At 70.2% G+C, this 9,537-nt stretch carries 9 protein-coding genes and 1 pseudogene; 6 read left to right on the forward strand and 4 right to left on the reverse strand.

What is annotated here, in order from left to right:
* Nucleotides 1-525 (reverse strand): annotated as a pseudogene (locus tag D7W81_RS36280) (hypothetical protein); the annotation flags it as partial.
* 91 nt (nt 526-616) lie between these two features.
* Between D7W81_RS36280 and D7W81_RS36285 the strand changes: the two are divergent.
* From D7W81_RS36285 to D7W81_RS36300, 4 genes are read left to right on the forward strand one after another with little or no spacing between them, the layout of a single operon-like run.
* Nucleotides 617-1,219, forward strand: coding sequence for an RNA polymerase sigma factor (locus D7W81_RS36285; protein ID WP_120559953.1), 603 nt, complete (start codon nt 617-619; stop codon nt 1,217-1,219).
* Nucleotides 1,216-1,695 (forward strand): anti-sigma factor family protein, encoded by a 480-nt coding sequence (locus D7W81_RS36290; RefSeq protein WP_120559954.1) that lies wholly within the window; start codon nt 1,216-1,218, stop codon nt 1,693-1,695. The genes D7W81_RS36285 and D7W81_RS36290 overlap by 4 nt, the downstream gene beginning before the upstream one ends.
* Nucleotides 1,695-2,195: a DUF3106 domain-containing protein gene (locus D7W81_RS36295; RefSeq protein ID WP_120559955.1), complete on the forward strand. Its 501-nt coding sequence runs from the start codon at nt 1,695-1,697 to the stop codon at nt 2,193-2,195. Before D7W81_RS36290 ends, D7W81_RS36295 begins: the two co-directional genes overlap by 1 nt.
* The gene (locus D7W81_RS36300; protein ID WP_120559956.1) at nt 2,192-2,458 is read left to right on the forward strand and encodes a hypothetical protein; all 267 of its coding nucleotides are present in this window, start codon (nt 2,192-2,194) and stop codon (nt 2,456-2,458) included. The genes D7W81_RS36295 and D7W81_RS36300 overlap by 4 nt, the downstream gene beginning before the upstream one ends.
* A 77-nt stretch (nt 2,459-2,535) precedes the next feature.
* Here D7W81_RS36300 and glmS read toward each other — a convergent pair whose 3' ends face one another.
* Nucleotides 2,536-4,371 (reverse strand): glutamine--fructose-6-phosphate transaminase (isomerizing), encoded by a 1,836-nt coding sequence (gene glmS / locus D7W81_RS36305; protein WP_120559957.1) that lies wholly within the window; start codon nt 4,369-4,371, stop codon nt 2,536-2,538.
* Between the two features lie 113 nt (nt 4,372-4,484).
* On the reverse strand, nt 4,485-5,885 hold the full coding sequence (gene glmU / locus D7W81_RS36310) for a bifunctional UDP-N-acetylglucosamine diphosphorylase/glucosamine-1-phosphate N-acetyltransferase GlmU (protein WP_120559958.1): 1,401 nt from the start codon (nt 5,883-5,885) through the stop codon (nt 4,485-4,487).
* Nucleotides 5,886-6,260: 375 nt separating this feature from the next.
* On the opposite strand from glmU, the gene ggt reads away from it, so the two are divergent.
* Nucleotides 6,261-8,039, forward strand: coding sequence for a gamma-glutamyltransferase (ggt, locus tag D7W81_RS36320; protein WP_244227683.1), 1,779 nt, complete (start codon nt 6,261-6,263; stop codon nt 8,037-8,039).
* Between the two features lie 19 nt (nt 8,040-8,058).
* Entirely contained in the window at nt 8,059-8,841 is a 783-nt protein-coding gene (locus tag D7W81_RS36325; RefSeq protein WP_120559959.1) for a TatD family hydrolase, read from the forward strand.
* Between the two features lie 149 nt (nt 8,842-8,990).
* Here D7W81_RS36325 and D7W81_RS36330 read toward each other — a convergent pair whose 3' ends face one another.
* Nucleotides 8,991-9,266, reverse strand: a complete 276-nt coding sequence (locus D7W81_RS36330) for a hypothetical protein (protein WP_120559960.1) — start codon at nt 9,264-9,266, stop codon at nt 8,991-8,993.
* Nucleotides 9,267-9,537 lie beyond the last annotated feature (271 nt).

Raw genomic sequence — 9,537 nt, forward strand, 5'->3', positions numbered from 1 at the left:
GCCCAGCCACCCCAGCACCACCTGGAGCGCCAGCGCCCCCAGCCCCACCGCGAGCGCCGGGAAGGGGCCTCCCGCGGGCGGCGTCATCCGGATGCCCGGGATGGGGGCGTTCCTCAGGTGCTCCAGGTCCTCCGGGCGCACCTCCAGCGCGTAGGGGAAACCCAGCGCCAGCAGGGCCTCCACCGCCGTGGCGCGGCAGGAGCGCCCGTCCGCGTCCACCAGCCCGTCCAGGTTGCCCCCCTCCAGGAGCCGGTGGAAGGCGTCCGCCTCCGGCCGGCCTCCGCCCTGCGCCCCCATCTCCGCCAGGAGCTGGTTGAGGTTCCAGGCCAGGCGCTTCTGCTCGTCCCCTTCCGCGCGCCGGGCCTGCTGCGCCAGCAGGTACATGGGCAGCGGCGAGTCCGTGGGCGGGGTGGGCGTGCCGCCCTGCGCCGGAGGCTCCCAGGCCGCCAGGTCCGACGGGGGCTCCGCCTCCCCTCCCAGGTGGGGGGACGGTGTGCGCGAACGTGGGCGGAAAGCATCGGACACGGTGGGGAAACTGTAACCGGGGCACGGCGTGGGGTTCAAAGTGGGGGCAGCCCGCAACTTCCAAAGGGCAACGGGGTTTGCGGCCTCACGGATGGATTGGGACCCGGACACGCAGGCGATGCTGAAGGTGGCGGCGGGCGACAAGCAGGCCTTTGCCCTGCTCTTCGACCGGCACCACGCGAGCGTGGCGCGCTTCGCGTTCCGCTTCGTGGGGGACGCGGCCCGGGCGGAGGAGCTCACGCAGGACATCTTCGTGAAGCTCTACCGCCACGCGCGCGCCTACAAGCCCACGGCGAAGTTCAAGACCTTCCTCTTCCGGGTGGCGACGAACCACTGCCTCAATGAGATGCGGCGCGGCGAGTACCGCGTGGCGCGCCTCACGGCGCAAGACCCGGCGGACGACGACGCGGGAGCGGTCCAGATGCCAGGGCCTGACGGAGACCGGCCCGACCAGGCCCTGAGCGGCCGGGAGCTGGAAGCGGCGGTGGGCCTGGCGCTGAAGGACCTGAGCGACCGCGAGCGCGCCGCGTTCACCATGTGCCGCTTCGAGGGCATGGCGTACCGGGACATCGCGGAGGCGCTGGAGGCGAGCGAGGCCGCCGTGAAGAGCCTCATCCACCGGGCCACCCTGGCGGTGGCGCGCAGGATTGAAGCGTTGCAGGCGGGCACCGTGCCCGCGAGGAGTCGGGCATGAGCTGTGCGTTTGAAGAAGACCTGACGGCCTGGGTGGACGGAGAGCTTCCGCCCCCGCACCGCGCGCGGGTGGAGGCCCACCTGGGCACCTGCGCGGAGTGCCAGGGGACCGAAAGGCTCCTGCGCCTCACGGTGGCGCGGATGGCGGAGGTGCCCGCCTTCACGCCGTCCCCCTCCGCCCGGCGCGAGCTGCTGGCGCGGGTGGACGCGCTGCCGCCCACCTGGCGTGAAAGGTTCGCGCGGTTCCTGAAGCCCGGCGTGCTCGTGCCCTCCGCGGGCCTGGCCGCCGCGGCGGTGCTGACGCTGCTCGTGGCCGGCCGCGCGCGCGTGGAGCCGCCCGCGCTGGAGGAGTGGGACCCGGGCGCGCTGGAGGTGGCGGCGAACCTGGAGCTGGTCGAGGACTACGAAGTGCTGGGGCTCAACAGCTCCGAAGACCTGGACGTCGTCGAGAACCTCCACGAACTGGGGATGCCGTGATGCTGGGAAGAATGACCGCCGGACTGCTGGCCGTGACGCTGGGGCTCGGCCTGGGAGCGCACGCCCGCGCGGCCAACGCCCCCGCCCCCACCGCCGCGGAGCGCTTCGAGAAGCTCCCGCCGGAGCAGAAGGAGGCCCTGCGCGCGAAGCTGCGCGAGTTCAAGGCGATGTCTCCCGACGAGCAGGCCCGCGTGCGCGGGAACCTCCAGCGCTGGCGGCAGCTGCCCCCGGAGGAGCGCGAGCGGCTGAGGACCAACCTGCGCGACTTCCAGAAGCTGTCGCCCCAGGAGCGGCAGGCGGTGCGTGAGCAGGTGCGCGAGCTGCGCGGCCTCACCCCGGAGCGCCGCGCGGAGCTGCGCGAGCGTGTGCGCGCCTACCTCAAGGAGCACCCGGAGCGGCGCGAGCAGATGCAGGAGAACATGCGCCGCTGGCGGCAGATGTCCAAGGAGCAGCGCCAGGAGGCCCGCGAGCGGCTGCGCGAAAGGCGGCGCGACAAGTGAGGCCCGCCCCCTGCTGGCTCCTGCTCCTCACGCTCGCGGCGGCCGTGCCCGCGGCGGCCCGGGAGCCCCCGCCGCCCGGGGAAGTCCCCGCGCCCGCGAAGGCCGTGCAGCCGGAGTCCCGTCCCCCGCCCGCCGAAACGCGCCGGACGGAGCCGCCGCTCACCGACGAGGACCGGGAGGTGGTGGAGAACCTGGAGCTGCTGGAGTCGCTGGACGCCGCCGCGGACCTGGAGGTCCTCCTGGAGCTGGCGGACGAGCCGTAGCGGAAACGAAGAAGCCCGGGCCCCCTCATGAAGGGAGTCCGGGCTCTTTCGCATCCAGGCGTGGAAGCCGTGAAGCGCTACTCGACGGTCACGCTCTTGGCTAGGTTGCGGGGCTGATCCACGTCGTTCCCGCGCATCTCCGCCACGTGGTACGCGAGCAGCTGGAGCGGGATGGTGGCCACCACCGGCGCGAGCAGCGCGCAGGCGGAGGGGATGCGGATGACGTGGTCGGCCAGGGTGTCCGCCTGGTTGTCGTCCTCGTCGAGGATGGCGATGACCTTGCCGCCGCGCGCGCGGACCTCCTCGATGTTGCCGATGATCTTCTCGTAGGCGATGTGCGGCTGCTTCGGCGCGATGACCACGACGGGCATCTTCTCGTCGATGAGCGCGATGGGGCCGTGCTTCATCTCACCGCCCGCGTAGCCCTCCGCGTGGATGTACGAAATCTCCTTCAGCTTGAGCGCGCCCTCCAGCGCCACCGGGTGCATGGGGCCGCGGCCGAGGAAGAGGAAGTCCTGCGCGTTCATGAACTCGCGCGCGACGCGCTTCACCTGCGGCTCGCACTTGAGGACGTCCTCGATCATCTTCGGCACCTGGGTCAGGTGCGTCAGGTGCTCCTGCGCGGCCTCCACGGACAGCGTGCCGCGCATGCGGCCCAGCTTCACCGCCAGCAGGTACAGCGTCACCAGCTGCGTGGTGAACGCCTTGGTGGACGCGACGCCAATCTCCGGGCCCGCGTTCGTGAGGACGTGCAGGTTCGCCTCGCGCGTCATCGCGCTGCCGATGACGTTGCAGATGGCCATGGTGTGCGCGCCCAGCCGCTTCGCTTCCTTGAAGGCCGCGAGCGTGTCCGCCGTCTCACCGGACTGGCTGATGGCGATGACCAGGTGGCTCTTCTCCACGATGGGGTCGCGGTAGCGGAACTCGCTGGCGAGCTCCACTTCCACCGGCAGCCGCGCCAGGGACTCAATCATGTGCCGGCCGGCCACGCCCGAGTGCCAGGACGTGCCGCAGGCCAGGATGGTGACCTTGGTGAAGGACTGGACCTGCTCCTGCGTGAGGTTCCAGGTCTCGAAGTGGACGTCGCCCTCGGTGAGGAGCATCCGGCCGCGCAGCGTGTCCGCGATGGCGCGGGGCTGCTCGTGGATCTCCTTGTGCATGAAGTGCTTGTAGCCGCCCTTCTCCGCCATCATCGGCGTCCAGTCGATGCGGCGCGTGGGGCGGTTCACCAGCTTCCCGTCGCGGTTGAAGATGTCGACCTTCGCCGCGGTGATGACCGCGAGGTCACCCTCCTCCATGTAGACGAAGTCGCGCGTGTGCTCGAGCAGCGCCGGCACGTCGCTGGCCACGAAGTTCTGGCCCTCGCCCAGGCCCAGCACCATGGGCGACGCGTCCTTCGTGCACACGATGCGGCCCGGGTCGTTGGAGCACACCACCACGAGGCCGTAGGTGCCCTTCACCAGCTTGATGGCCGAGCGCACCGCGTCCGGCAGGTCCACGCCGCGCTCCACCTCTTCGGAGATGAGGTGCGCGAAGACTTCCGAGTCCGTCTCCGACGAGAAGACGTGGCCGCGCGCGCGCAGCTCCGCCTTGAGCGCCAGGTGGTTCTCGATGATGCCGTTGTGCACCACCGCGACGTTCTTGTACGTGTGCGGGTGCGCGTTCTCGTCGGAGGGACGGCCGTGCGTCGCCCAGCGCGTGTGGCCGATGCCCGTGGTGCCCTTGGGCAGGTCCTGCACCACGCGGTTCTCCAGATTGCGCAGCTTGCCCGTGGCGCGCACCACGTTGAGCTGGTTGCCGCCGACCACCGCGACACCCGCGGAGTCATAGCCCCGGTACTCGAGCTTCTTCAGACCCGACACCAGGATGGGAGCAGATTCCTTGTCACCGACGTAGCCAACAATCCCGCACATGTTCGTCCTGCCTCTTTCTCGTCCCGCGGCGCCGGAGCAAACCACGGGAATCCCGTTCACGCCCAACACGCCCAACCCCGCCCCGCCGACCGAACAGCAGGCGAGCACTCTTGCTAACCAGCCTTCACCTTCGTCTGCCGTGCCTTCTTGGCCGCCACCCAACCCTCCTTCACCACCTGTGGCGCACGGGACACAGCGAGGCTCCCAGGAGGCACATTTTTCGTCACCGTGGTGCCCGCGCCGACATACCCGCCGTCCCCCACCTTCACCGGCGCCACCAGCTGCGAGTCCGAGCCGATGAAGACCCCGTCGCCCAGCTCCGTCAGGTGCTTGTTCACCCCGTCATAATTACAGGTGATGGTGCCCGCGCCGATGTTGCACCCGGCGCCGATGTTCGCGTCGCCCAGGTAAGTCAGGTGGTTGGCCTTGCTGCCCTTGCCGATGCGGGCCTTCTTCGTCTCCACGAAGTTCCCCAGATGCACTTCCTCTGCCAGCTCCGTGGCGGGGCGCAGCCGGGAGAACGGCCCGATGATGCACCGCTCGCCCACACGCGCCTCCTCCAGCACGGAGTAGGGCTTGATGTGAGTGCCGTCCGCCACGTGGGAGGCCGTGAGCACGCTGCCCTGGCCGATGGTGACGTTCTTCCCGATGACGGTGCCGGCCATCAGCGAAACGCTGGGGCCGATTTCCGTGTCGGTGCCGATGGTGATGCCCTCTTCGATGTACGCGGTGGCCGGGTCCTGGATGGACACGCCCGCGCGCATGTGGGCTTCGTTGATGCGCTGCTGGAGGACGCGGGCGCGCGCCGCCAGCTCCACCTTGTCGTTCACGCCCGCGGTCTCCGTGGCGTCCGCGTCCACCGCGCCCACGGGGCCCTGCTTCGCGGCCATCTCCACCAGGTCGGTGAGGTAGTACTCGCCCTGCGCGTTGACGGGTTTGATCTCCGCCAGCGCCTTCCACAGGAAGGCCGCGTCCACGGAGTAGATGCCCGCGTTGCACTCCTTCACCGCGCGCTGCTCCGGGGTGCAGTCCTTGTGCTCCACGATGCGCGCGACCTTGCCGCCCTCGCGGATGACGCGGCCGTAGCCGGTGGGGTCCTCCAGCGTGGTGGACACCAGCGCCAGCACCCCGCCCGCGGCGTCGTGCGCGGACAGGAGCGCCTGGAGCGTCTCCTTGCGCAAGAGCGGCACGTCTCCGTAGAGGATGAGCACGCGGCCGTCATGGCCCTTCAGCGCGTCTTCCGCGGCCTTCACCGCGTCCGCCGTGCCGCGCTGCTCCTTCTGGAGCGCGAAGCGCAGGGGCGCGTCCGGGAAGTGGGCGCGGATGGACTTCTCCACCTCCGAAGCCTGGTGTCCCACCACCGGCACCACATGCGTGGCGCCCAGTTCCAGGGCCCGCTTCAAGGGATAGGCGCAGAGGGGACGGCCGAGGATGGGGTGAAGGACCTTGGCCTTCTCCGACTTCATCCGCGTGCCCTTGCCCGCGCACAGCACAACCGCCGCCAGAGCTGTCATATGCGGCGGAGAATTAGGGACCGCCGATCAACTCGTCAACCGCGCCCAGCGTTCAAAGATGATCGCGGGGCGTCAGGGCAGGGCCGGGCGCTGACTGCTACACACAACGTGTTGCATTGGACCGTGATGCCGAAGCGCGGCTTCAGGAACGTCGTCAGCCGCGTCGTGGTGGGGGCCGGAGTCGAAACCGACGCCGGGCTTTCCACGGGGTTCGGAGGACTCATATGCACCGCCCGTTGCTGCCCATGGAGAAAGCCTGCCCCGCTTCGGCTCACAATCCAAGGAAAAAAATGTTGTCTTGTTGAAACCCTGGCCCGGGTTCGGTGCATGGTGCATTAGGGAACGGCCGGAAATCACAAGGAAAGGCGTCCACAGGTGGGGAAGACACACATTGGAGCCGTGGGACGGAGCCCGTTCCGCGCGCTGGGACTCGTGGTGTTGCTGGTGGCGACCCAGGCGGGTGCGGCACGTCCCTACCGGGGAGGTGCGGTGGCCACGGCGTATCCGCCCGCGAGCGAGGCCGCGCTCCAGATGCTGGACAAGGGCGGCAACGCGGTGGACGCGGCGGTGGCGGCGGCGTTCGTGGCGGCGGTGGTGGGGCCCTACCACTCCGGCGTGGGCGGCGGCGGGTTCGCGCTGGTGCACGACGCGAAGTCCGGCGGCACGCAGGTGCTGGACTTCCGGGAGGTGGCTCCGAAGGGCGCGTCCCGCGACATGTACCTGAAGGACGGCGCGCTGGTGCCGGGGCTGTCCACGGACGGCGCCCTGAGCGTGGCGGTGCCGGGCGCGGTGGCGGGCTACCTGGAGCTGCTCGCGAAGCACGGCAAGCTCAAGCCCGCGGTGGTGCTGGCCCCGGCCATCCGGCTGGCGAAGCAGGGCTTCTGGGTGACGCCCAAGTACCAGCAGATGGCCACGGGCCGGGCGGAGTGTCTGCGCCAGGACCCGGAGGCGGCGCGCATCTTCCTGGTGCCCAACGCGCAGGGCACGCCGGACGTGCCCCCGGTGGGGCACCTGATCAAACAGCCGGACCTGGCGCGCACGCTGGAGAAGGTCGCGAAGGGTGGCGCGAAGGCCTTCTATTCAGGCCCGGTGGCGCAGGCGATGGTGAAGACGGTGAAGGACGCGGGCGGGCTGCTCACGCAGGAGGACCTGACCGCGTACAAGACGCGCCCCGCCACGCCGCTGGAGACGGTCTACCGGGGCCACCGCATCCTCACCATGCCGCCGCCCAGCGCGGGCGGGCTGGCGGTGGTGCAGGTGCTGGGCATGCTCCAGCAGCTGCGGCCCCAGGGCGTTCCGTACCGCGATCCGGAAGCGCTGCACCTCTATGTGGAGGCCGTGCGGCGCGCGTACGTGGACCGCGCGAAGTACCTGGGCGACCCGGCCTTCGTGCAGGTGCCCCTGGAGCGGCTGACGTCCCCCGGCCACATCGCGGACCTGGCGGGCAACATCGACCCGAAGAAGGCCACGCCCAGCGCGTCGCTGCTGGCCCCGGTGACGGGCGGCCCGGCCTCCACGCTGCGCAAGGACGCGGGGCCCCTCACCCCGGAGCCGGAGAAGAAGAACACCACGCACATCTCCGTCATCGACAAGGACGGCAACGCGGTGGCCATGACGACCACGGTCAACTACAGCTTCGGCTCGTGCCTGGTGGCGAAGGGCACCGGCGTGCTGCTCAATGATCAGATGGACGACTTCGCCGCGCAGCCGGGCGTGCCCAACGCGTACGGGCTCGTCACGGGGGAGCCCAACGCCATCCAGGCCGGCAAGGTGCCCCTGTCCTCCATGTCGCCCACGCTGGTGTTCTCCAAGGAGGACCCGAAGCGGGTGATGCTGGCGGTGGGCAGCCCTGGCGGCTCCACCATCCCCACCACCGTCATCCAGGCCATCAGCAACGTGGTGGACCACGGCATGGACGTGGCGCGCGCGGTGGGCACGGGCCGGCTGCACCACCAGTACCTCCCGGACGAACTCTGGGTGGACAAGTGGGGCCTGGAGCCGGCGACGCTGTCCACGCTGGAGGCCAAGGGCCACAAGATTCGCCGGGTGGACGGCTGGGGCGACGCGGAGGCCGTCTACAGCGACCCGCGCACCAACCTGCGCTATTCCTCCAGTGACCCGCGCAACGAGGGCGCCGCGACGGGCCAGGACTGACGAAGGAGAACGACTGCCCGTGGCCGAGCCGATTCCGCTCTTCGATGCGCACCTCCACCCGGAGGCCCTGACGGACCAGGACCTGGAGTCCATGCGCTTCTTCGGCGTGGAGCGGGCCCTGGTGGTCGCGCACCACTTCCCGGAACCCACGGCCAAGGGGCTGCGCCAGCACTTCGATCAACTGGTGGAGAAGCAGCTGCCGCGCCTGGAACGGCTGGGCATCCGCGCCTGGGCCGCCCTGGGCGTGCACCCGCGCTGCATCCCGCGCCGGGGGCTGTCGGAGGTCCTGGGCCACCTGCCGGACTACTTCGAGGGCGGCCGGGTGGTGGCCCTGGGAGAGACGGGGCTGCACGCGGGCGGCGAGGAGGAGGAAGAGGCCTTCCTGGAGCAGCTGGCCCTGGCCCGTCAGCTGAAGCTGCGCGTGGTGGTGCACACGCCGCTCAAGGACAAGGAGCGCCACACGCGCCGCATCCTCACGCTCCTGCGCCAGTCCGGGCTGGCGCCGTCGCGCGCGCTGGTGGACCACGCCAACGCGCGCACCGTGCGGACCATCCTGGAGGTAGGCCACTGGGCGGGGCTCACCCTGCACCCGGAGGCCCTCCAGGCGGACCGGGCGGTGGCCCTGGTGCGGCGGCTGGGCAGCGAGCGCCTGGTGCTGGACTCGGACGCGGGCGACGGCGCGGGGGACATCCTGGGGCTCGCGCGCACGGCGAACCTCCTGGGCAAGGCGAAGCTGTCCGAGCGCATCGTGCGGCGGGTCACCCGGGACAACGCCGCCCGCTTCTTCCAGATCCACGACTGAGCGCGCCATCCACGCCCCGTGTGGGCGGCGCGCGGTGCGTTGAAAAGTGGACGAGAGCCCCCGTCCTGTCAGCGCTGTAAATGCGAAGGGCCTCGCGCGGTGAAGCGCGAAGCCCTTGGCTTTACAAGCTGGAACCCCGGGGAGGGGTCCTAGTTCATCGAGAGGGAGGCCGGAGCCTCCGGGTGCAGGGTGAGCCCCTGCGCGTCCGGCGTCAGCTGCACCTGCACGGGCACGCCCTGGGAGCGGTACTCCGCGAGGGAATCCGCCGCCTGGTCGAGCAGCTGCTGATAGCGGTCCTCGAGCTCCACCGCGATCAGGAGCATGGTCTCACCGGCGTCCGCCACGCCCGGCCGGTACACCTGGCACCGCTGGAACCGCGCCCAGCGACCGTTCTGCATCTTCACAAGCTCGCCGTCGTAAGCCATGCGCAGCACCTCTTGAGTGAAATCCGACGGAGGCAATGTAGAGGCGAATCCCAACGCTGTCATCCCCCTGTTTGAAAATTCGTAAACCCTTTGGAATTCCATGTAGTTGCCAACACTCCAGGGCATTCCTGGAGGCACTCCGGCGGATGGGCCGCCGCAAAATGTAAAACCGAACACTGTCAACGCGGTTAACCTGCACCAGGGTCCAATGCCGCGTTGCGCTGTCAACACTCCGTGAACCCGGCGGCCCGGGAGGGGCGGCCGGGGGGAC

Origin of the sequence: Corallococcus aberystwythensis (assembly GCF_003612165.1) — a bacterium.
GTDB classification, from domain to species: Bacteria; Myxococcota; Myxococcia; order Myxococcales; family Myxococcaceae; genus Corallococcus; species Corallococcus aberystwythensis.